Genomic DNA, 22,229 nt, shown 5'->3' with positions numbered 1-22,229 from the left:
ACATAACCGGCGGGTGTCCGCCGGGGTTCTCCCAACTCAGCCGACCCACCATCCGGTGCGCTGGCCTTGATGAAACTGGATAGTCTTTTCTTCGGTATAGTCCTCGACGGCGCGTTTGCCGAGTTCGCGTCCGAGACCGGACTGCTTGTAGCCGCCGAAGGGCAGTTCGGGATAACCTTCCATGAACGTATTCACCCAAACCGTCCCCGAACGCACACCGCGCGCCACCGACATGCACGTGTCGATGCTGCCGCTCCATACCCCTGCCGACAGACCATAGGGCGTGTCGTTGGCAATGCGCAATGCCTTTTCAATCGTTTCAAAAGTGAGCACGGACAGCACCGGTCCGAACACTTCCTCGCGGGCGATCGCCATGTCCTGCGTAACGTTGCGGATGATGGTTGGATCGAGATATTGGCCGGCATTGGATGCGAGCCGGGCGCCGCCGGCAAAAACGTTGCCGCCGTCGGTTTTCGCCGCCGTTACATAGCCGGCTACCTTTTCCATATGGTCGGCCGAGATCATGGCGCCGACCTTGGTGCGGTCGTCCAGCGGATCGCCGACGCGGACCTTTGCGGCAAGCGCCTTGACCGCGCCGAGGAACTCGTCGGCGATCGCCTCGTGCACGATCAGGCGGCTGCCGGCATTGCAGCATTCGCCGGCGTTGAAGAAACCGCCGAACACCGCGGCATCCGCCGCCGCTTCGAGGTCGGCGTCGGGAAAGACGATCTGGCCGTTCTTGCCGCCGAGCTCCATCGACACCTTCTTCAAGGAATTCGAGGCGGCGGCCATGGTCATCTTGCCGACGCGGGTCGAGCCGGTGAAGGAGACCATCTCGACCAGCGGGTGGCTGACCATCGGCGCGCCGACATCGGTGCCGAAGCCGGCGAGGACGTTGACGACGCCTGCCGGCAATCCAGCCTCGAGCAGGATGTCACCGAGCACGAATGTCGAGGCCGACGTCATCTCGCTCGGCTTCACCACCGCCGTGCAGCCGGCGGCGAGCGCGAAAGGCAGCTTCTGGCTGATGATCAGGAAGGGGAAATTCCACGGCGTGATGAGCGAGACGACGCCGATCGGCTCGCGCAGCACCACGCCCAGCATAGTGTCGCCGAGATTGGCGTAGCTTTCGCCAGAGAGTGTACGGGCAAGCGAAGCGGCGTAGCGCCAGATGTCGACGGCGCCGCCGATCTCGCCACGCGCCTGAGCGATCGGCTTGCCGGATTCCAGTGCATCGAGCCTGGCGATCTCTTCCAGCCTGGTTTCGATCAGGTCGGCGGCCTTCAGCAGAACCGCGGCGCGTTCGGAAGCCTTCATGCGCGGCCATGGGCCGGTTTCGAAGGCCCTGTGCGCGGCCTGCACGGCGGCGTCGACTTCAGCGGCGCCTGCTTGCGCGTAGCGGGACACGACAAAGCCGTGGCCGGGGCTGGCGCGCTCGATGGCGCGGCCGTCGCGGGCGTCGACATGCTTGCCGTCGATCAGCAGCTTGTAGGCCTTCGGCGCTTGCGATGCCTCGGCCGGCATGGAGATGTTGAGCGGTGCGTTCATCGTTCTTCTCTAAGATCTCGAAAATTCCGGCTTCTGCTTGGCCTTGAAGGCACCCACGCCGGCTTTGAGGTCGGCGGTGAGCGCGATGAAGCCGCTAGCCAGCGCCTCGGTCGCGGCGGCATCCTCCTCGCCCTCGGCAACGCCGATCATCAGCTTGGCGGCTTCCGTCGCCAGCGGGCCGCGCTCGGCGATTTTTTCAGCCCATGCCTTGGCTTCATCGAACGCCTTGGCGGTTTCGACAACGCGGTCGACGATGCCAAGCGCCAGTGCCTCGGCCGCCAGCAAAATCTCGCCGCCAAGCGCCATGCGGCGCACGACTTGAGCGCCGAAGCGGCGCACGGCGCGCTGCGTTCCGGACCAGCCCGGCACAACGCCGATCGAAGTCTCTGGAAAGCCGAGCTTCACCTGGGTTTCGGCGACACGGAAATCGCAGGCGGTGGCAAGTTCCAACCCGCCACCCAGCGCATGGCCGGAGAGCACTGCGATGGTGGGCTGCCGAAGCCGCGCCAGCCGGTCGAAGACGCGGTGGCCATAGCGCACCCATTGCACCTGGAAGTCGGCGGCTCTCATCGCGGCCCAAGCCTCGACGTCGCCGCCGGCGCAAAAGCCCTTGCCTTCGCCGCGGATCAGCACGACGCGCACGCTCTCGGCCAACTCCGCGTCATCAAGCGCTGCTTCGAGCGCGCGCAGCATCGGGATGTCGAGCGCGTTGAATTTCTCGGGCCGGCGCAGCGTGACGATGCCGATCGCGCCGTCCTTTTCGAAGGTGACGAGACGCTCAGCCATGCGCGCCTCCGAGCGAGGCGCCGCCGTTGAGCGACAGGCCGATCGGCCGGTCCTGATAGAGCGCCGCGGGCGTGACCTTGAGGTCGTTGGCCAGGCCAAGCGGAATGTCGGCCTGCGCCAGCACATCGCGTTCAAGATCGATACCGGGCGCGAGTTCCGTCACCATCAGGCCATCAGGCGTCAGCTTCATCACGCAGCGTTCGGTGACGTAGGTGATGTCCTGCCCTTGCGCGACCGCGCGCTTGCCGGAGAAGGAGATATGCTCGACCTCGTCGACCACTTTCTTGACCTTGCCTTCCTGGTCGATATGGATGCCGCCATCGGCCAGCGAGAGCTTGGCGCCGGCATTGAAGAAGCCGGAGAAGACGATCTTCTTCGCCCGCGACGTGATGTCGACGAAGCCGCCGGCGCCGGCGGTGACATGCGGCCGCGCCGAGAGCTTCGAGACGTTGACCGAGCCATGGCGGTCGATCTGCAGGAAGGACAGCAGCGAGGCGTCGAAGCCGCCGGCCTGGAAATAGATGAACTGATGCGGCGAAGGCATGATCGCCTCGGCGTTCGAGGCGCAGCCGAACTTGAAGTCGAGCAGCGGCACGCCGCCGACCGCGCCCTGCTCGATCACCCAGGTGACCTTGCCGTGCTGGCCCTCCTCGAGAAGGATGCGCGGCACGTTGGCCGAGATGCCGAAGCCGATGTTGACGGCCATGCCGTCGCGCAATTCCATGGCGACCCGGCGGGCGATCACCTTCTGAACGTTCATCTCCGCGTTGCGGAAGGTCGACAGCGGCCGGAAGATCTCGCCCGAGATCGCCGGGTCGTAAGGTGTCAGCGTCGTCTGCAACTGGTCGGGCGCCACTACGATATGGTCGATAAGGATGCCTGGAACGCGCACATCATGCGGCTTCAGCGTGCCGTTCTCGACGACGCGCTTGACCTGCGCGATGACGATGCCGCCATTGTTGCGGGCAGCCAGCGCCTGCTCGAGGCCGCCGAGATAGGCGCCTTCATGCTCATAGGTGAGGTTGCCGCGTTCGTCGGCGGAAGTGGCGCGGATGATGGAGATGTTGGGAACGATGGCGCGGAAATAGAGCCATTCCTCGCCGTCGAACTGCTGCACCGAAACGATCGGCTCGCTGGCCGCGGCGTTCATGGCGCAGCCCTGGTGGCGCGGATCGGCGAAGGTGTCGAGGCCGACCTTGGTCAGCACCCCGGGCCGCTTGGCGGCGGCCTCGCGATGCATATCGAACAGGATGCCGGAAGGCACGTTGTAGGCCGCGACCGAATTGTCGCCGATCATCTTCCAGATCTGCGGCGGCTCGGAAGAGGAAGGACCTGACGGATAGGAGCCGCAGAGCGTTCGCTTGAGCAAGCCCGGCTTGGCGAGATGGTCGATGCCCTTGATGCCGTACATGTCGCCGGCGGCGATCGGGTGCAACGTGGTGATATGCTTCGGATGGCCTTCCGCGTCGAAGCGCTCGCCGATCGCGGCAAGCACTGCGTCCGGGCAGCCGAGGCCGCTCGACGACGACACCGATACAACCATGCCGTCCTTGATCAGGCTGGCGGCGTGGGCCGCCGAGACGAGCTTGCTCACGCGAGACCCCCAAGTTGCGGGTCGATCGTCACGGCCTTGCCGGTCTTCGACGAATGCAGGGCGGCCTCAGCGGATGCGAGCGACCAAATGCCGTCCTCGCCGGTGGCCGAAGGCTGGCCTTCGCCGCGGATCGCGGCGTGGAACTGGCGCAGCGAACGCGTGTAGAGGTCCTCGCGGTCGAAGCTCAATTCTTCCTCGCCCTTCGCGGTGCGCAGCAGCACCGAGCCGACCGGCTTCTGCGTCATCACATTGGTAGCGATCAGCGAGCCTTCCGATCCGTGCACCTCGAAACCGGTGCCGGCGAATTTCGTCGTGAAGCCCTCATGCGATTGTGCGATGACGCCGGATTTGAAGCGCCAGATGCACATGGCGCCATCCTCCAGGCCGCCGCCAGCCATGCCGGCTGACTGGGTGAAGGCCGAGATCTCGACCGGATCGTCACCGAGCACGAAGCGCAGCGTGTCGGCATCATGGACGGTGATGTCGAGCACCACGCCGCCGCCGGCCTCGGGTCTGGTGATGCGCCAGCCCTGCAGGTTTTCCGGCAGGTAGACGGAGTGGAAGACGCGCGCGGCGACCGGCTTACCGATGCGTCCGGCGGCAATCGCCTCGCGCATGGCTCGATGGGCGCCGGCATTGCGCAGATGATGGTTGGTGCCGAAGACGATGCCAGCCGCCTTGGCGGCGGCGACCATCTTGCGTGCATCCGAGCTGTTAAGCGCCAGCGGCTTCTCGCACATCACATGCTTGCCGGCTTTGATTACTGCAAGCCCCTGTTCGAGGTGCAACTCGTTTGTGGTCGAGATGTAGACGGCGTCGATGTCGGCAGCGAACAGCGCGTCGAGCGTCGAAACGGCCGCCGGGATGCCATTTTCCCGGGCATAAGCTTCGGCGCGTTCCGCGCTGGAACTCATCACGGCAGCGACCTCGCCATCGGCTTGCGCGCGAATGGCATTGATCATGAACTGTCTGGCGATCGTGCTGGCGCCGATCAGTCCCCATCGCACGCTCATGCCGCGTCTCCCACTTGCTTGTTGCGATCCGGGCCGCTGCTTTCCCGGATGACGAGACTGACGGCGCCGATATGGTCCTCGGCGCGCGTGGTGCGCGACTGGATCATCTTCAGCATGACGTGGGCCGCGCGCTCGCCGAGGCCGGCGGTATCGACAGCGACGCTGGTCAGGGCCGGGCTGTAATGCTCGGCCTCCGTCACGTCGTCGAAGCCGACGACGGCAAAGTCGGCTCCTGCTTCCAGATTGCGCCGGCGCAGCGCCAGCATTACCCCGAAGGCAACGGCGTCGTTGAAGCAGAGTGCTGCCGTCGGCGACTCGGCCGCAGCAAGTGCTGTCTCCAGGCAAGCCATGCCGCCCTTACGGCTGGTCTCGCCTTCGACGATCAACCGGTCAGCGGAAGGGATGCCAAGCGTTTCGCAGGCCTCGAGGAAACCGCCCAGCCGCTCGTGATAGACGACGAGGTCCGATGAGCCGCCGAAGAACGCCAGGCGGCGATGACCCTTGCGGATGAGATGCTCGGTGGCGAGGACGGCGCCGCGATGATTGTCCGGCGTGATCACCGGGATGCGGCTATCGGGCAGCCGGCGCATGGCAAAGACGATCGGCACGCCCGCCGTCTCGATGCGGCGGAAGGCGCCCGGCGTGGTGCCGCGCGCCGGCGAGACGATCAGGCCGGCCACACCCTGCTCCATCAGCGATTTCAGCACCTCTTCCTGGCGCACCGGGTTCTCCGCCGTGTTGGCGATGAAAGGGACCACGCCCGCCGCCTGGAAGACGCGCTCCATGCCGACCGCAAGCTCGGCGAAGAAGGGGTTGGTGAGATCGTTGATCACCATGCCGATGACGTTGGAATGGGCCTTGCGCAAATTGGCGGCGCCGCGGTTGTAGACATAGCCGACATCCTCGATCGCCTTGCGCACCTTGACCGCGGTTTCAGGCCGGATCAGCCCGCTGCCTTGCAGCACGAGCGACACCGTCGATTTGGACACGCCGGCCTCGCGGGCAATGTCCAGGATCGTTGCCTTGGCCCGGCTGGCCATCCTCGTCCCATCCTCCACATTTTCTGAGCGAATTTATTGGAACGTTCTAAATCATCGTTCGAAATCGGAGTCAATCGAGAATCTCGTGGGATTCCAAAAATTGATTGGAGCGGTTCAAAAACACAGGCATCGCAAGGGTTCTTAGGTTCAGCGCTGCTCTCGCCGACTCTGAATGTCCGGAATCGTAAAGCTTATTGATTTATTGGAACGTTCCATTTATAGCGGCCGCAACGGGAGAGTTCGATGGACATCACCTTGCCTGCGGAAAACGGCGACCGGGTCAGTTACCGGCTTGTCGGCAAACCGGTCGAGCCGAAAACAGGCGCGCATTTTTCGCGCATCGCCTATGCCGCCGCCCATGTCGTCGCCGACCCCTTCGCGATGAGCAATCCGTGGTCGCGGCCGGCGGTCGACTGGGACAGGACCATGGCGTTTCGCCACCATCTGTGGCGCCTCGGCTTCCGCATCGCCGAGGCCATGGATACCTCTCAACGTGGCATGGGTTTCGACTGGGCGAGCGCGAAGGAACTGATCCGCCGCTCGATCGCGGAGGCTAAAACGGTGCCGGGCGCCGACCTCGCCTCGGGCGTGGGGACAGACCATCTGGCGCCGGCGGCGGCCAAAACGCTCGACGACGTTGTTGGCGCCTACGAAGAACAGTTCGCCTTCATCGAAGGCGAGGGCGGCAAGGCGATCATGATGGCGAGCCGGGCGCTGGCGGCGGTGGCAAAGGGGCCGGACGATTATGCCCGCGTCTATGACCGCATGCTGAGCCAGGCGTCGGGCAAGGTCATCCTGCACTGGCTGGGCGACATGTTCGATCCGGCGCTCAAGAGTTATTGGGGCAGCAACGATTTCGATACCGCGCTCGACACGGTCGTGGCCATCATCGAGCGGCACGCGAGCAAGGTCGAAGGCATCAAGATATCGCTGCTCGACGCCGGCAAGGAAGTGCTGCTGCGCGACCGGCTGCCCGACGGGGTCGTGATGTTCACCGGCGACGATTTCAACTATCCCGACCTGATCGCCGGCGACGGCAGGAGACACTCGCACGCGCTGCTCGGCATCTTCGACGCCATCGCCCCGGTCGCCAATGCGGCGCTGGCCAAGTTGGCGGGGGGCGACAAGGCCGGTTATGACGCGCTGATGGCGCCGACCGTGCCGCTGTCGCGAAAGATCTTCGAGGCGCCGACCGAATACTACAAGGCCGGCATCGTCTTCATGGCCTGGCTGAACGGGCATCAGGATCACTTCACGATGGTGGGCGGCATGCAGTCGGCGCGCGGCATATGCCACTACGCGGATGTCTTTCGCCTCTCCGACCAGGCCGGTCTCTTAGCCGACCCTGACCTTGCCGCCGCCAGGATGAAAACCCTATTGGCTGTGGCCGGCATCTGAGCCGATCCCCCGCGCGGGGATTTTGCGTTCCGCCGGCAAATCTGTATTCGCTTGCCAAAGTCGGCGCCGGAGAAATCGGTGCGCTTCTGGAATTGCTCTAAAGCAGGTCGCGTGAAAAAGGATTCACGCGACCTGCTTTAAGTCCTTGATTTTAAGAATGTCTTTGTCCCGAAACCGGTCCCACTTTCGGGAGACATGCTTTAGGAGTGGGCGCTATGGACAAGAGCTTCGATCTCAGGGGAAGCGCATTTTCGTTGGCGGTCATCGCGGCATGGTCGGCTCGGCGCTGGCGCGCAGTGCCGCATGAGAAATCAGGGTCGCCGCAATATCCAGAATGGCGGGATCGCGCAGTCCGGATGGAAGACCAGCTTCGTTGCTTCCGGTTGCATGCCTGCGGGCATGGTTTCGCCGCCATCATGCCGCGCCAGATCGTCCAGCAAGGGCTGGATGCGCTCCTCGTCGAATTTTTCGCCGCGTATCGTGGCCAGCGTATCGGCATGTGCCGCCACCCAGCGCAGAGCCTCGACCAGCCCCTGTCCGCCCCTGGCCCGATAGCCCCAGAGATCGTCGCCGACCGAGGACAGGATCCGCGCCAGCGTCGTCCATCCCTGCAAGGCAAACATGGCGTAGTGCCTCGGGCGGGTGCGCGACAGTTCCTCGGGCAGGCGGCCATCCGCCGCGATCTGGTCAGCGATCCTCTCGCGGGCATAGAGTCCCGCTTTCGCAAGCGCCGCGCCGTCGCCCAGGAACGCTGCGATGGCCGCCCGTTGCAGATCGAAGAAAACACCGTGATTGTTCAGCCGATAGAATTCAAATTTCGCGGCCGGCGCGGTATCCAGCCATTCGCAATATGAAGAAAGCCAGGCTCTGAAGCCCTGACTGTCGCGCTCGTCCAGCGCTCCAGTCCGCTCGATCAACCTGACCGCATCGAGGAAGAAGTAGAGATCCGCGAGTTCAAGAATGCCGTATCCCGGGCCTTCATTGTTGTCGCGCCCGCGTCGCACCTGCGCATAGCGCATGTTCGGGTTCATTCTGGTCTCGGGGTCCACGAACCACGTACGGACGAGCCGTGCGGCATGACTGGCGTAGCGCAGGTCCCCAAGCACGGTCGTCGCTAGGGCAAGCACGGTGGTGTCGTCGAGAACCCGCTGCAGGCGGGTTCGATCGTAGGCTTCGCTGCCCGCAGAATACAGTGCTGTGCCGGGAGCGTGTTCGCCGTCGCGCCGGATAAAGGGAAGACCATCCGGCTTTCGCGGATCCGGCCACCAATATGGTGCGGGCTGGAAATAGTCGTGCCGATCGCAGCTCGGGGCACAGCCGCTCTTGTCCATGACGCTGAACGGACCGCGAAGGAGCGCCTGCTCGGCGCCGGCGCGCAGCTCTTGCTGAACATGCGGGTTTTGCCCCTGGCGCGCGGCGACGAGCATGTCCTCGTCGTAGTAGGCCAGGCGCGCGGGATCGAGCTTTTGGGCGATCGCGCTGGCGTCGCAGCGGTCGAGCATGCCGACGATCGCCTCGTCGCGCTTGCCCAACCGGGCGCGGAAACCGGCCCGGCCGACTTCCAGATGCGAACGCCCTGAATCCAGGCGCGCAACCCAGCCCGCATTCTGGAAAAGCCCGGCATCCGCCGCAAGGCGGGGGCGCGGGATGTCCCATGCATCGTCGCGAAAGCGGTCCCATAGTCCGGGGACGCCGAGCCGCCACAGCATCTCGATCTTCGGCCGGCGCCCGTAGCCGTAATTTTCGTCGAACAGCTCGGTCGTGTCGCTTCGAAAAATGATCTGCGGCTCTTCCTCCGCCGGCGGCGTGAAGGTCTCGTCGAGGAGGAGCGCGTTGTCGACGATGCGCGCCATCGGCACGACGACATAGCGAAAATAGGGATTGTGTTCGATCGCCGTCCGGATCTGCTGGAAGGCAGGCGCTGTCAGATAGCAATTGCCGTCCCAGGGCATCAGCCATTTGGCCCGCCCGCGGGCAATTTCCAGCGCCGCGTTGCGCGCGCCGTTATTGTTCATCGCATAGAGGTTCTTGCGGTGCCGGACATGCGTTTCGTAACGCGACGCATTCTGCCCGCCCGGCCGGTTATCGGCGTTGGAAAGCCTGGATTCGTTCGCCGCCAGTCCGTCGGTGTTCCAGGGGATTTGCCGATAGGTGTCGAGCTCGAACGGGATTGCGTGAAAGCTTTGCCCGCGGCTTTGCAGCAGGTCGACGATGCGCGCTTCCTCGCTAGGGTCGACAATCCGGTTGACGATCCAGAATTTCTCGCAGTCCGGGAACTCAGGTTCATTGTCCAGGATGAACCGGACATTGTCGTATGACTGGCCCTTCCTGTGCCGCGGTTCCAGGTCATTGCCGATGATGCGGACGAGCACGAAGCTGTCCTTCACAGGGGCAGACCGCGACACCTCGTAAGCTCGACGGGCAGCACCGACGCGCTGTCGTGCCAGACGATCGCGGACGGCTTTGTTTTTCGCCCGTTCGCGAATGCGGGCGAGGGTGGCAAGCGGCGCGCCGGCGAGTTTGCCTGCGCGCTTGAGCTCGAGATAGACGCGCAACCAGACCGGGCGCTTTGTCGGGCCAGAGCTCACGAGTCGAGACTCGCGGCTGGAAATCGCAGTCCGCTTGCAATTGCTGGCTGACAGAAGAACAGAGCCTCTATGGAATGATCCTCCAGAACTCGGCTCTGCGTAGCCTGTTAGTCGGATCGTGTCACGGCTCTATTCAATAGATGCGCCGCTCAGCGTCGAACCGTGTGCTCGTCTGTTCGAAGGGGATCTCGGGTAGCAGCTACGAGCGGCTGCCGGGGGATTCTGTGCCAGAATTATTGTAAGGATGGTGGGCGTGACAAGGATTGAACTTGTGACCCCTGCAATGTCAATGCAGTGCTCTCCCGCTGAGCTACACGCCCATCCGAAGCCGCGCATACACCACTTTTGATCCGGCGCGTCAATAGTGGGAATGTGGAAAGACGGCTTCCGTTTGTCGCATCGGCGCGGCGCGCGCCGATGGCTGCCGAAGGTGGCTCAGGCCGCCTGCAGCATCTTCTCGACCTCGTTGACGAGATCGCGCAGGTGGAAGGGTTTCGACAGCACCTTGGCGTCCTTGGGCGCCTTGGAATCGGGATTGAGAGCCACCGCGGCAAAGCCGGTGATGAACATCACCTTGAGGTCCGGGTCGATCTCGGTAGCGCGGCGGGCAAGCTCGATGCCGTCCATCTCCGGCATGACGATATCGGTCAGGAGCAGCGAGAAAGGCTCCTCGCGCAGCCGCTCATAGGCGCTGGCGCCATTGTCGAAATCGCTCACCTGGTAGCCGGCGCGTTCCAGCGCCTTGACGAGGAAGCGGCGCATATCGTCATCGTCTTCCGCCAGCAGAATGCGTGCCATCATATCCCGTCCGAATCACCCGCCCCAAGCCTGCCGCCGGGCAAGGCCGTTAACCATCCTGTATATGAGGTTGCGTCGGTAAACATCAAGTGAATGAAGGGCATCCCGCATCCGCTTCGAGGTGCGGTTTCGCCGCCTGAAATGCTGGACATGCCGAACGCAAGGTGGCAGTTTTACGTCATGATGCAATACTGTTTCCTGGTACGTGCAAATTGAAGACGGCAGCCGAGGATTTTTCGGTCGTTCCACCCTTCGAAATCCGATCGGGCGCCGAACAGCGCGTCCCTTTCCTCTTCAACTCACCGCATAGCGGCCGCCATTATCCGGAGCGTTTCCTGGCCATGGCTCGGCTTGACCGCAACGCCATCCGCCGGTCGGAGGACTGCTATGTCGAGGAGCTTTTCGGCGGCGCCGTTGCACTCGGCGCGCCGCTGCTGGCGGCCAATTTTCCGCGCGCCTATCTCGACGTCAACCGCGAGCCCTGGGAACTCGATCCACGCATGTTCGCCGAGCCGGTGCCGTCCTTCTGCAATATCCGCTCGGCCCGTGTCGCGGGCGGACTGGGCACGGTGCCGAAGCTGGTCGGCGAAGGGCTCGACATCTATCCCGGACGCCTGCCGCTGGCCGAAGCCGTGGCGCGCATCGAAGCGGTGTACAAACCTTACCACGAGGCGCTGAAGCGGCTCCTGACCAGGACGCATGCCAGGTTCGGCTACGCCGTGCTGATAGATTGCCACTCGATGCCGGCCAGCATCCGCGTCGGTGACAACGGCGCGCGGCCCGACTTCATCATCGGCGACCGATTCGGCATTTCGGCCTCGCCGGCGCTCACCGAAATGGCGATTGGCCTGCTTGTCGGCATGGGCTACACGGTCGCGCACAACAAGCCCTATGCCGGCGGGTTCATCACCGAGCATTATGGCAGGCCGGCGCGGCATCTGCATGCGCTGCAGGTCGAGGTCAATCGCGGGCTTTATATGGATGAGCGGACGTTCCAGAAATCGGCCGGCTTCGATGCCCTGGCCGACAACCTGACCCGCTTTTCGGCCGACCTCATGTCGATGCCCGACGATCATTTCGTCGATCTGCCGCTGGCGGCGGAATGACGGCGCGGTCGGCGCGCCGAGTCCCTTTATAAACGCAATTCCGGACGGAAAACCGCTTCACACTTTTCCTGGAATTGCCCGAAAAAAAGACCGCATCGTTTTCACGACACGGTCGAAGTCTAGGGAGGAAACGCCCAAGGAGGGCATGGACAGGATAACCTGTCCGATGACAAAATTATTGTGCGGCGCACAAATGTCAATCGACACCAGGCTTTTTTAATTCAATATGATGTGGAAATTCCGCTTCGGCGGCTCAAATGTGGCATTCGGGCAACAGATAGCGGCCGCTTGACTGGTCTTCGGCGCGCCTGTTCTGCGAGAAAGAGCGGCTGGCAAAGGCCGCGATGGGGAGAGCGACTTGGATATCAGCCTCGATTTCATGCGGCGCATCGCGCATGCCGCCGCCGCGGAAACCTTGCCGCGCTTCCGCAGCCAGGGGGTGGTTACCAACAAGCTGGCGGGAAGCTTCGATCCGGTAACGGAGGCCGATCGTGAGGCCGAGCGGGTGATCCGGGCGCTGATTTCCTCCGAATATCCCGATCACGGCATTCTCGGCGAGGAACATGGCAGCCAGAACATAACCAGCCGCCATGTCTGGGTGATCGACCCGATCGACGGCACGCGCGCTTTCATCTCCGGCATCCCGGTCTGGGGAACGCTGGTCGGACTGACCGTCGATGGCGACGCGGTCGCCGGCATGATGTCGCAACCTTTCACCGGCGAGCTGTTTTATGCCAACGCTTCCGGTTCGCATTTCGAAGGACCGGGCGGCCCGCGCAGGCTCACAACCCGAAAAACGACCGAGCTCGGGCAAGCGACGCTGTTCACGACCACGCCTGCTCTGTTCAAGGACGATGCGCGCAAGCGCTACGACCAGTTCGAGACAAAGGTTCAGCTCGCCCGCTACGGCACCGACTGCTACGCCTTCGCCATGCTGGCGGCGGGCAGCGTCGACATCGTCGCCGATCCGGGCCTGAAGCCCTACGATATCGTCGCGCTGATTCCGATCATCGAGAAGGCCGGCGGCGTCATCACCACTTTCGAAGGCGGGCCGGCGGAAAACGGCGGCGACATATTGGCGGCGGCGACGCCCGAGCTTCATGCGGCGGCAATGGCCGCGCTGCGCGGTTGATCCGCGCCGCGGCGACGGCCGGCGGCGACCGGATTTAAAGCGCGATCAGGCGGCGTCGCCGGTGCCGGGGATGAAGGCATCGAAAGCCGCCAAGAGCTGTTCGCGGTAGATGTCCTTCTCCTGCAGGAGCTCGTGTTCCGCGCCGTCGATCATCAGCAGCGAGCCGACGCGCAGTTTCCTGGCGTAGGCTTCAACGGCCCTGGTCGAGACCACGCGGTCGGCGCCGGCCGCGACGATCAGCATAGGCACCTGGACCCTTGCCATGAAATCCGGATCGCTGACGGCTTCCGCGGCCGCGGCGGCGGCCTTCAGCCAGCGGATGGTCGGGCCGCCGAGCGCGAGCTGCGGCCAGGCCTCGTAGATCCCGACATTGCGCCGGTAACGCCCGGGATCCGACGTCACCTTGTTTGCCTCGAAAGGCGGCGGCACTTTCGGCCGTGGACCCATGGCGGCATAAAGCCGGCCGAGACCCAGTGCGCAGAAGACCGCGCAGACGCGCCGCAGCGTGCCTATCGAAACCGGCAGGTCGGGCACGGCGAGGAAAGGCGCCAGCAGCACCATGCGCCGCACGCGATTGACCATCGACGGCGAGGCAAGCAGCGCAATCACGGCCCCCGTCGAATGGGCGAGGATGTAATAGGGGCCGCGGCAGTCGGGCAGCACGATCTCCTCGAAGAATTGCTCGAGGTCGCGCGTATAGTCGCGGAAGCTGCGGACATAGCCGCGCTGGCGGTTACGCAGCAGCCGGCTGGAATCGCCTTGGCCGCGCCAGTCGAGGATGGCGACGCCGAAGCCGCGATCGGCGAGGTCGCGGATGGTCTCGAAATATTTCTCGATGCATTCGTTGCGCCCGGTCAGCAGGACCACCGTGCCCTGCAGCGGGCGAGCGACGGCGGCAAAGACGCCGTAGCGGATCTTCTTGCCGTCAGGTGTGGTGAAGAAGCCGCCCGCGGCATTCTGCGGCGCGGGATTATCCTCGGTGTGGTGGAAAAGATCCGTCATTCGGCGCGTCGCTGGTTGTTCTTGCCCGGACGGGCGAGGCGTCGGCATGGTGATAGACGGCCAGGCGGCAAAAGCAAAGGCGTTACGAACGTGGAAGGCCGGAAGTGCCTGCGGCGCACTTCCGGCCTCTGTCGATCCGGGAGGAAGGGACGTTGCACCCGGTTCGGCCTCGTCGCGGCACCGCAGTGAAGGCGCCGCTTGTCTCTTCGTCTTGACGCAATTCCGGACGGAAAGGTTACGGTGAAGTCGCCGAGCCTGACCGCTTCACACTTTTCCTGGAATTGCTCCAACTTGGCCGAAGCTTAGCGAGGCCTGGCTGAACGGATGCCGAAGCCCGGGTTCATCTGCCGTTCATCAACATGGCGGTTTTGCGCCGGTCAAAAACCTTGAAATGGCTTTTTCCGCTTCCCAAATGAGGGTTGCGGCCGCCGATACCGGGGCCGCTGGCCTATCCGGAACGCCTTTCGAGGGTTTCGCACCGGGCCATACGCAAACCATGTTGCTCAACAGGAGAACACCTTATGCGTCACGTTGATTTTTCCCCGCTTTATCGTTCGACCGTCGGCTTCGACCGGCTGTTCACCATGCTCGACTCGCTCGGCCAGCCCGAGAGCGTGCAGACTTACCCGCCCTATAACATCGAGCGCACCGGCGAGAACGCCTATCGCATCTCGATGGCCGTTGCCGGCTTCTCGGAAGACGAGATCTCGATCGAAGCCCACCGCAACGTGCTGACCGTCAAGGGCGAGCGCAAGGAAGAGAACAACAGCGAGGGTTCCGAGCTGCTTTATCGCGGCATTGCCTCGCGTTCCTTCGAGCGCCGCTTCCAGCTTGCCGACCATGTCGAGGTCCAGGGCGCTACGCTGAAGAACGGCCTGCTCTTCGTCGACCTTACGCGCAACATTCCCGAGGAGCTGAAGCCGCGCAAGATCGCGATCACCCAGTCCTCGGACAAGGCCAAGCAGATCGAAGCGAAGGCCGCCGCGTAACCCGCGAGCCCGATCCAAGACCCAAGTCTCCCTCCCGAGACGAAAGCGGCGCCGCGAGGCGCCGCTTTTTGTTGTGCCATCGGCAACGAGGCTTTCTGGCCCTTTTGAAGCACGCAGCGACGGATCATGAAGGGCGATGTCCGATTTTTCCGTGTTGCCGACGGCCACGATCGCAATCACCTTCCTGCTCGCCGGTATCGTCAAGGGCGTGACCGGCATGGGCCTGCCGACGCTGGCCATGGGATTGCTGGGCACCATGATGCCGCCGGTGACGGCGGCATCGCTGCTCATCGTGCCGTCCTTCATCACCAATGTCTGGCAGCTTTTCGCCGGCCCGAGCTTCTCGGCGATCCTGCGCCGTCTCTGGCTGATGATGGCCGGCATTCTGGCGGGCACGATCATCGGCGCCCGGCTGCTTGCCGGCGACAACGTCAAATGGACCACGGCCGGCCTCGGCGCGGCTCTCATTCTTTACGCCGCCTACACATTGCTGGCGCGGCAGCCTTCGGTTCCTGTGAGAGCAGAGCGCTGGTTTTCGCCTGTCGTGGGTTTCCTCACCGGCCTGGTTACCGGCGGCACCGGCGTCTTCGTGGTTCCTGCCGTCCCTTATATCCAGGCGCTGGGCCTGAGCCGGGACGATCTCATCCAGGCGCTCGGTCTTTCCTTCACTGTGTCGACGATCGCCTTGGCGCTGGGCCTTGCCTCGCATGGCGCGTTCGACGCCGGACATCTGGCGATGTCCTCGCTTGCCGTGCTGCCGGCCTTGCTCGGCATGTGGCTGGGGCAGATCCTGCGCCGGAAGATCAGTCCGGCAACCTTTCGCAGATGGTTCCTGATCTTCCTGATCCTGCTCGGCTTCGAGCTATTGCTCCGGCCCTTCCTGGCCTAGAGCGTTTCACCGTTTCACGGAAACGGCGAACCGCTCTATCTCTTTGTTTTAACGCAATTCCGGACGGAGGCTACGGCGAAGTCGCCGAGCCGGTAGTGGGTCAGTTTGAAATTAGCCCGGACCAAATTCCAAGCTGAGCTTTACCCGGCTTAGGTCAAAGCCGATGAGCGCGGCAATCTCGACGCGAAGGCTTTCCATTCGTTCAGCTATGCTTTCAGGCTGTTCGTTTTCATCCGGGGAAGAGTCAGAGTCTGGAGTGGCATCGCCATCTCGTAGCCAATCCTCGGTAACGTCTAGCTTCTCGGCGAGCGCCGATAAGGTTTCTGGACGAGGGAACGTATTGCCTTGCAGCCAGTTCCACACCCCTGTTGGGGTGTAGCCAACCAGCCGAGCTATGTCCGACTGGCTAAGCCTGTTGACGATCATTTTTGCGCGCAGGCGCTCCGGGAATGTGTCCAAAAGGAAAACACGTTTTCTTATCGGCATTTTGAGCCTCCTTTGTTGAAGGCTCGTTGATAGAGCATGCCTTTATATTTTTCAACTTCAAATTTTCACTTAATTCATTTTCTTGTAGGGACCGCGCGCTGTCGGCTTGTCGGCTTCCTTCGCTTCGATCAGCGCGACGATATCGCCAATCTCCCAAAGTTTGCCAGTCACGCCAGCGGCCATCGCCGGGGTCATGCGCAGCGACGAATGGATGCGAACAAAATTGTAGTACATGAAGTGAAGCGCCAGGGCATTGGCGTGAGCCTCCACCTTTTTAGAAAGGCCATTGGTCAGGCGCGTAAAGCGGCGCATATGCATCCGCATGGTTAGGTTCTGACGCTCGGCAAATGACGTGCTGACATGTTTGATGTCTGGATTGCCTTCGATCCGTTCTTTCCGCGCACCAGTGCGTTCGGCAGGGCTATAGCGGCCCTTGGCGCTGTCAGGCGAAGCGCCATAGAGCTTGATCAGCATGGCGTAGTCGATATCGCCGCCGAATGCGCCTTCAACGGTCTCCAGGTATGCCCTGTGGCCGTCGCTGGTCAGCTGGACGCGATTGGCGAGGCGGCGCGATAGATCGTCCATGAAGCCCATTGCATATTCACTGTCGCGACCGCCGACCAGCCAAGACATGACAAGCTTGGTGTCGGCATCGATAGCCGTCCACGTCCAAGTGTCGCCAGCACCTTCCGGGGCAGCTTTGGCGGCCGCGACGTTCTTCTGCTTGGCATAGGTGAACGACCAGATTTCATCGACCTGAATGCGCTTGCTGGTCAGATTGCGAAGAGCTTGGTCCTGATATTGTGCGCAAACCTCGCCGGCATCAGAGAGAAGTTTTGCCACGGTGTTTTTGCTGGTACCCATGACGCGGGTAATGGCGCGGATCGACTGACCTTCGCAAAGCATGTGAAGGATGCGTGACCGGGCTTGGGTGTCCAACTTATTCATACTGACCATTATGCATAAGCGCTCTTGCTATGCAACAATTATTACGCTATCCGGGATAAAGGGTATTGAGAATTTTTCCTCGGCACTATATAAAAGGAACGTGAGGCATGGAGATCGATTTTGCCGACGATGATCTCGATAAGTTGGAGGTGGACCCGAGCTTTACGGCAGGCTTTGGCCGGGACGTTGTGCGAGGATTCCGCAAAGCCTTGTGGGCTTTGCGCCAAGCTGTTGACCAGCGGGACCTTTATCGTGGCGGACTCAGATTCGAAAAGCTTCAGGGGAGAAGGGGCCACCAGCATTCGGTGAGGCTAACCAAGCAGTGGCGGCTCATTATTGAGATCGTCACCGACAACGAAGGCACCCGACTGCGGGTAATTGAAATAGCGGATTATCACTGATGCCAAGGATCATGACTGACCGAACGCCGGCTGAAACTTTCACTCCGGGCGAGTTCCTTAAGGACGCCTTGGAAGATTTGGGCTGGTCGCAGACTGAGTTTGCGGAAATCATCGGCCGTAAGGCCAACGTGGTGAATGAGATCATCACGGGAAAGCGTTCTATAACTCCAGATACCGCCAGAGAGATTGCGGCGGCACTGGATACGACGGCGCAGTATTGGTTGAATTTGGAGTCTGCCTATCAGCTGTCGAAAGCCTCGCCGGCTGATGACCGTATTGCTCGTGAAGCCGAGATGCGGAGGCGCTTCCCCGTGCGGGATTTGGCTAAGCGTGGCTGGCTTCCGCTGCGCCCCGGCGAGAGTATGGAGGCATCAGTTTGCCGCTTCTTCGGAATCGCCTCGATTGGCGATCCCATCACCGGATCGTTCGCCGCATGGAGGAAGAGGAACAACGAAGAGATTTCCACCATCCAACTGGCTTGGCTTATCCGCGTAAAGCGCCTTGCAGAAGCGATGGTCGTGCCGAAGTTCTCGCAAACACTACTGCGCGATGCGCTTGTCCAGCTTGAAGCCTTGATGGTTGATCCGGAAGAGGTTCGCCATGTGCCGCGTATCTTGCATGATTGTGGCGTGCGATTTTTGGTTGTGGAACCGCTTCCCGGCTCGCGTATTGATGGGGTGTGTTTCTGGCTGGACAAAAACAGGTCGCCGGTCATTGCCCTATCGCTTAAGGGTGGCGACCAGATCGACCGCTTTTGGTTTAATCTACGGCATGAGATCGAACACATTTTGAGGCTTGAAGGCCGAGATAATCCGGTCATCGACAACTTCGAAGATGATGACCGACTTGCCGACGAATCCGAACGTGCAGCCGATGCTGCTGCGGCGGATTTCTGTGTGCCGAAACTGAAGATGGAAAGCTTCATTCGTCGGCATGACCCGATCTATTCCAAGCCAGGGTTGATTGGGTTTTCGAAATTAGTGAAGCGCCATCCCGGCATCGTGGCCGGGCAAATACAAAAACACCTCAACAGATGGGACTTATTCAAGCAGTACCAAGCCAAGGTGCGGCATGTCCTCATACGTACGGCTATGACCGATGGGTATGGGGTTACACCGCATCTGAAGGAGATCTGAAGCATGACTTACAGCAAGCAGATGCAGAAAATCGTTGCAGAGTACCGCATGTCCGGCGAGCCATGGCCGGCAGGCACCAGAACAATGGCCGCTTGGGCTATCCGAACCGGACGATGGGAATTGCCGGAGTCGGCAGCCATCTCCAAATGCGCCGAAGATTTGCAGTCGGCCATGCGCGAAGACTACATTACCGACAAGCGCGGGAGGAAGGTTCGGAAGCTGCACCCCGCCACGATCAAGTCGGGCGGTCAGCAGATGGTTTTGTGGGACGACATTCGAACCGCCCCGCGCCATCATATGCAGATGTCTTTTCAGCAGCGCCGTCGCGGGATCGTCGGTGACGTTCGGCAGCTGAAGATCGACGTCGATAGCTACAATGATGCGAGGGACGAAGAGCCCATCCAGATGGATTTTGACTTCACGATGGACTTGGCCGAAATCGAGGCAGCAGAGGCAGCCTAATCGCCGCGCTTTCTCCAACGGGCCGATGCGGCTAACCTTGCTGCGTCGGCCCGTTCTTCTGCCGACATGCGGTCGGCCCGCACACGACCGCCAATCTTACCGCCGCGCCGCCCTAGCTCCACAGCGGCTTTGTTCTTGTGATCCTCTTCGGCAGGCGCTTCGCCAGTCGCGATATCAACAATCGACTTCGCCAACTGGTTCGGATCGCGCGGGCGTTTAGGGGATTTAGGTCCAGTCATTCGGGCACCATCAATTCCCATTTCATGTAGTCACGAGTGCCTTTCCAACTGTGGACCTCTTCACCACATAGCGTGCAGTTGAAGGTGCCCTTGTCGCGCTCCGGAAAATCCTTGTAGTGCGCTTTGTACCGCGCCCCGCATTTGCAGGTAAATTCGTCAGTGCCGGTGCTCCAGGTTCCCATATCACCAATATGGCATCGCCGAAGGCGAGTTCAAAGACCGGATTTCAAACTGACCCACTACCGCCGAGCCCGACCGCTCACACTTTTCCTGGAATTGCTCTAACGCATCCTATTGGCCATTCGCCGCGATAACAGCCTCGACGTTCTGCCGGTGGACGGCTTCGTATGGCTCGAAATACTCGGTCGCGGTCGTGGCGAATATGTCGGCGCCGAAGGTCCTCAGATCCTGTTTCGCCAGGTCGGGGTCCTGCCGGCAGGCAAGCAGCTTTCGAACATAGGTCTCAGTCGCCGCGATGAAGCTTCTGTCATAGCCGCCGGCCTCGATTGCCTCCAAGGAACCGTGGTTGGGCAGGATCCGATCGAACCGCCAGCCGGCCATGCGCTCGAGGTCGACCAGATGCTCGTTCAGGCGCGCCGGCTCCGAGACATAGGTGACGGAGTCCTCCAGCGTGTCGCCCGCCAGCAGCAGGCCGGCGTCGGGCATCAGCAGCACCGTGCCGTCACGACTGTGGATTTCGACCTGGCGCAGTTCGATCGGGATTGATCCGACCGTCAGGCTGAGGCTGTTCTCGAACATGCTGTTGGGCAGCACGAGCGGCTTGATCGGCGGATTGCCGCCCTCGATGTCGACCCGGCCGCGTTCAAGTGCCGCGGCAGTGAGGCGATTGGCGATGATCTCGCAATCCTTGAACACCTCGTTGCCGGCAATATGGTCGTCATGCCAGTGGCTGAGCACGACGCGTATCGAGGTTACGCCCATCTCTTCGAGCGTTCGCCTGATGTAGCGGGCATGCGGCAGGGATATGTGCGTGTCATAGACAAGCGCGTGCGATCCATCGACGATCGCATAGGTGCAGATGCCGAGCGTATAAGCGCCGTCATCGAGCCAATTGGGCTCCTCCGACCAGATGCGAACGCCATCGATGCGGCCATCGTAGAAGCCCAGCACGTTCGGCGCCGGACGAACCAGCCGCATCGTTGAGCCAAGGGAAGGCTTGGTCATCCGCTCGCTCTCCATGCCGTAAAGATCAGGCGATCAACTGGCCGAAACGATCGACTTCGTCGGCCGTCGTGGCAAAGCTGGTGACGAAGCGATAGAGCAATTCGTCCTCGCCGATATGGCCTTCGAAGCTATGCGGCTTGTGCCAGTCATAGAAGGCGGCGCCCGCTGCTTGCAGCCCTTCGGCCTCCGTTTTTTTCATCACGGCGAAAACCTCGTTCGCCTGCGGCAGCCAGGCCAGCTTGGCGGTTGCCGAGTCCTCGATCGCCGCCGCCAGGCGCGCGGCCATGGCATTGGCATGGCGGGCCGTGTCCAGCCACAGCCCGTCCTTGAAATAGGCGTCGAACTGGGCGGCGATGAAGCGCGACTTGGATAACAGCTGCGCGGCCCGCTTGCGCAGGAAAGCCAGTTCCTTGGCCCGGTCGAGATCGAACAGGACCACGGCCTCGGCGCACCAGCAACCGTTCTTCGTGCCGCCAAAGGAAACGATATCGACACCGCGCTTCCAGGTCATTTCGGCGGGCGTCGTCTCGAGGGCGACCAGCGCGTTGGCAAAACGGGCGCCGTCCATATGCAGCGGCAAAGAATAGCGCTTCGCGATTTGCGAAATCGCGGAGATGTCGTCGAGCCCATAGACCGTGCCGACTTCGGTCGACTGGGTGATAGAGACTGCAGTCGGCCGTCCCCAGTGGACGATCTCTGGTGCGAAACGGGAGATCGCCCGTTCGAGGTTGTGCGCGTCGATCTTGCCCAACGCACCGTCGACCGCATGAAGCCGCGAGCCGCCGCTGAAATATTCCGGCGCGCCGCATTCGTCCTCGACGATGTGCGATTCACGGTGCGCAAAGGAGATGCCACCGGGTTTGCTGTAGGCAGTTAGCGAGAGCGAGTTGGCGGCGGTGCCGGTGGCGACGAAGAACACCGCGACCTCGCGCTCGAAAACCTCGCTGAAATGCCGGTAGACGGCCAGGTCGAGTTCACCATCGCCATAGGCGGTCGAAAAGCCGCCGGCGTTGGCTGACAGTCCGCCGGCGATATTGGGGTGGACGCCCGCCCAGTTGTCGGATGCAAAGAACATCGAGAGGTCCATATCGTTATTGGCAAAAAGCGGCGCGACTTGACCGCTTTGGCCGTCGAAGCGCAAGGGCCAATCGCTGGCAAAGCGGTGAAGCCAGCCAGCAGCCGAAAAAGGCCGGGACCAAAGCTTACGTTTCCAGCGCTTGTCACGAAATTTTGTGTCGCGGCGCCGCCAAGATTTTTGTGAATCGGTCTTGTGTGGCTGCCGGATTTCTGCCATAAAAAATTTAGGACAGTAGTGCTGTCTTATTTTGTCGCACAAAACAGGCTGGACTGGCGTATCATCACTGCCATTCCGGCCATTGTCGCGAGCGGCGGGTAGACGGCCCGGCTCTGGCCTGTACGATACCGGATGCGAACCGGGCGTATAGCCATATGGTTCGATGGATTTCGCGAGACGTGCAGCAGGATGAAG

At 62.0% G+C, this 22,229-nt stretch carries 20 protein-coding genes and 1 tRNA gene; 8 read left to right on the top strand and 13 right to left on the bottom strand.

All coding sequences use genetic code 11. The features are described from left to right. Window positions 1-36 precede the first annotated feature (36 nt). Genes YU3_RS0104970 through YU3_RS0104950 form a run of 5 tightly spaced genes read right to left on the bottom strand, consistent with a single transcriptional unit; the run spans window position 37 to window position 5,981 of the window. The gene (locus tag YU3_RS0104970; RefSeq protein ID WP_036257897.1) at window positions 37-1,548 is read right to left on the bottom strand and encodes an aldehyde dehydrogenase family protein; all 1,512 of its coding nucleotides are present in this window, start codon (window positions 1,546-1,548) and stop codon (window positions 37-39) included. Between the two features lie 9 nt (window positions 1,549-1,557). Further along, complete coding sequence (locus YU3_RS0104965) at window positions 1,558-2,334, bottom strand: enoyl-CoA hydratase/isomerase family protein (protein WP_027165207.1); 777 nt, start codon at window positions 2,332-2,334, stop codon at window positions 1,558-1,560. Beyond that, window positions 2,327-3,928 carry an acyl CoA:acetate/3-ketoacid CoA transferase gene (locus YU3_RS0104960; protein WP_027165206.1) on the bottom strand — a complete coding sequence of 534 codons (1,602 nt, stop codon included), beginning with the start codon at window positions 3,926-3,928 and terminating at the stop codon, window positions 2,327-2,329. Before YU3_RS0104960 ends, YU3_RS0104965 begins: the two co-directional genes overlap by 8 nt. Then, window positions 3,925-4,941 carry a Gfo/Idh/MocA family oxidoreductase gene (locus tag YU3_RS0104955; RefSeq protein WP_027165205.1) on the bottom strand — a complete coding sequence of 339 codons (1,017 nt, stop codon included), beginning with the start codon at window positions 4,939-4,941 and terminating at the stop codon, window positions 3,925-3,927. Before YU3_RS0104955 ends, YU3_RS0104960 begins: the two co-directional genes overlap by 4 nt. Beyond that, entirely contained in the window at window positions 4,938-5,981 is a 1,044-nt protein-coding gene (locus YU3_RS0104950) for a LacI family DNA-binding transcriptional regulator (RefSeq protein ID WP_027165204.1), read from the bottom strand. Before YU3_RS0104950 ends, YU3_RS0104955 begins: the two co-directional genes overlap by 4 nt. A 243-nt stretch (window positions 5,982-6,224) precedes the next feature. Here YU3_RS0104950 and YU3_RS0104945 point away from each other — a divergent pair, with 243 nt between their 5' ends. Beyond that, window positions 6,225-7,379, top strand: a complete 1,155-nt coding sequence (locus YU3_RS0104945; RefSeq protein ID WP_027165203.1) for a dihydrodipicolinate synthase family protein — start codon at window positions 6,225-6,227, stop codon at window positions 7,377-7,379. 311 nt (window positions 7,380-7,690) lie between these two features. On the opposite strand, the gene YU3_RS0104940 is transcribed toward YU3_RS0104945, so the two are convergent. From YU3_RS0104940 to YU3_RS0104930, 3 genes are all read right to left on the bottom strand, one after another. Continuing rightward, entirely contained in the window at window positions 7,691-9,967 is a 2,277-nt protein-coding gene (locus YU3_RS0104940; RefSeq protein WP_027165202.1) for an alginate lyase family protein, read from the bottom strand. Window positions 9,968-10,212: 245 nt separating this feature from the next. Further along, window positions 10,213-10,287: transfer RNA gene (locus YU3_RS0104935), tRNA-Val, on the bottom strand. Window positions 10,288-10,402: 115 nt separating this feature from the next. Then, the gene (locus YU3_RS0104930) at window positions 10,403-10,765 is read right to left on the bottom strand and encodes a response regulator (RefSeq protein ID WP_006199474.1); all 363 of its coding nucleotides are present in this window, start codon (window positions 10,763-10,765) and stop codon (window positions 10,403-10,405) included. A 164-nt stretch (window positions 10,766-10,929) separates the two neighbouring features. On the opposite strand from YU3_RS0104930, the gene YU3_RS0104925 reads away from it, so the two are divergent. Next, a complete protein-coding gene (locus YU3_RS0104925) occupies window positions 10,930-11,871 on the top strand; it encodes an N-formylglutamate amidohydrolase (RefSeq protein ID WP_027165201.1) in 942 nt (313 codons plus the stop codon). Between the two features lie 358 nt (window positions 11,872-12,229). Next, window positions 12,230-13,003, top strand: a complete 774-nt coding sequence (gene hisN, locus YU3_RS0104920; RefSeq protein WP_027165200.1) for a histidinol-phosphatase — start codon at window positions 12,230-12,232, stop codon at window positions 13,001-13,003. Between the two features lie 45 nt (window positions 13,004-13,048). On the opposite strand, the gene YU3_RS0104915 is transcribed toward hisN, so the two are convergent. Continuing rightward, complete coding sequence (locus YU3_RS0104915; protein WP_027165199.1) at window positions 13,049-14,005, bottom strand: alpha/beta hydrolase; 957 nt, start codon at window positions 14,003-14,005, stop codon at window positions 13,049-13,051. A 521-nt stretch (window positions 14,006-14,526) separates the two neighbouring features. Here YU3_RS0104915 and YU3_RS0104910 point away from each other — a divergent pair. Beyond that, window positions 14,527-14,994, top strand: coding sequence for an Hsp20 family protein (locus YU3_RS0104910; protein ID WP_027165198.1), 468 nt, complete (start codon window positions 14,527-14,529; stop codon window positions 14,992-14,994). Window positions 14,995-15,130: 136 nt separating this feature from the next. Then, on the top strand, window positions 15,131-15,883 hold the full coding sequence (locus YU3_RS0104905; protein WP_027165197.1) for a sulfite exporter TauE/SafE family protein: 753 nt from the start codon (window positions 15,131-15,133) through the stop codon (window positions 15,881-15,883). A 111-nt stretch (window positions 15,884-15,994) separates the two neighbouring features. Here the strand turns inward: YU3_RS0104905 and YU3_RS0104900 are convergent, their stop codons facing one another. Together YU3_RS0104900 and YU3_RS0104895 are read right to left on the bottom strand one after the other, a co-directional pair. Next, on the bottom strand, window positions 15,995-16,369 hold the full coding sequence (locus tag YU3_RS0104900) for a helix-turn-helix transcriptional regulator (protein WP_027165196.1): 375 nt from the start codon (window positions 16,367-16,369) through the stop codon (window positions 15,995-15,997). Window positions 16,370-16,438: 69 nt separating this feature from the next. After that, on the bottom strand, window positions 16,439-17,317 hold the full coding sequence (locus tag YU3_RS0104895; RefSeq protein WP_084507932.1) for a helix-turn-helix domain-containing protein: 879 nt from the start codon (window positions 17,315-17,317) through the stop codon (window positions 16,439-16,441). A gap of 107 nt (window positions 17,318-17,424) precedes the next feature. On the opposite strand from YU3_RS0104895, the gene YU3_RS0104890 reads away from it, so the two are divergent. Genes YU3_RS0104890 through YU3_RS0104880 form a run of 3 tightly spaced genes read left to right on the top strand, consistent with a single transcriptional unit; the run spans window position 17,425 to window position 19,316 of the window. After that, window positions 17,425-17,718, top strand: a complete 294-nt coding sequence (locus YU3_RS0104890; RefSeq protein ID WP_027165194.1) for a type II toxin-antitoxin system RelE/ParE family toxin — start codon at window positions 17,425-17,427, stop codon at window positions 17,716-17,718. Then, a complete protein-coding gene (locus YU3_RS0104885) occupies window positions 17,718-18,854 on the top strand; it encodes a HigA family addiction module antitoxin (RefSeq protein WP_027165193.1) in 1,137 nt (378 codons plus the stop codon). Before YU3_RS0104890 ends, YU3_RS0104885 begins: the two co-directional genes overlap by 1 nt. 3 nt (window positions 18,855-18,857) lie before the next feature. Then, window positions 18,858-19,316: a hypothetical protein gene (locus YU3_RS0104880; RefSeq protein WP_027165192.1), complete on the top strand. Its 459-nt coding sequence runs from the start codon at window positions 18,858-18,860 to the stop codon at window positions 19,314-19,316. A 530-nt stretch (window positions 19,317-19,846) separates the two neighbouring features. Here YU3_RS0104880 and YU3_RS0104875 read toward each other — a convergent pair. Together YU3_RS0104875 and YU3_RS0104870 are read right to left on the bottom strand one after the other, a co-directional pair. After that, a complete protein-coding gene (locus YU3_RS0104875; RefSeq protein WP_027165191.1) occupies window positions 19,847-20,740 on the bottom strand; it encodes an MBL fold metallo-hydrolase in 894 nt (297 codons plus the stop codon). A gap of 25 nt (window positions 20,741-20,765) precedes the next feature. Continuing rightward, on the bottom strand, window positions 20,766-21,815 hold the full coding sequence (locus tag YU3_RS0104870; protein WP_027165190.1) for a low specificity L-threonine aldolase: 1,050 nt from the start codon (window positions 21,813-21,815) through the stop codon (window positions 20,766-20,768). Window positions 21,816-22,229: the final 414 nt, after the last annotated feature.

Source organism: Mesorhizobium sp. WSM3224 (assembly GCF_000427725.1).
Taxonomy (GTDB): domain Bacteria; phylum Pseudomonadota; class Alphaproteobacteria; order Rhizobiales; family Rhizobiaceae; genus Mesorhizobium.
The sequence above is the reverse complement of the archived record's forward strand: the minus strand, read 5'-3'. Positions and strand labels throughout refer to the sequence as shown.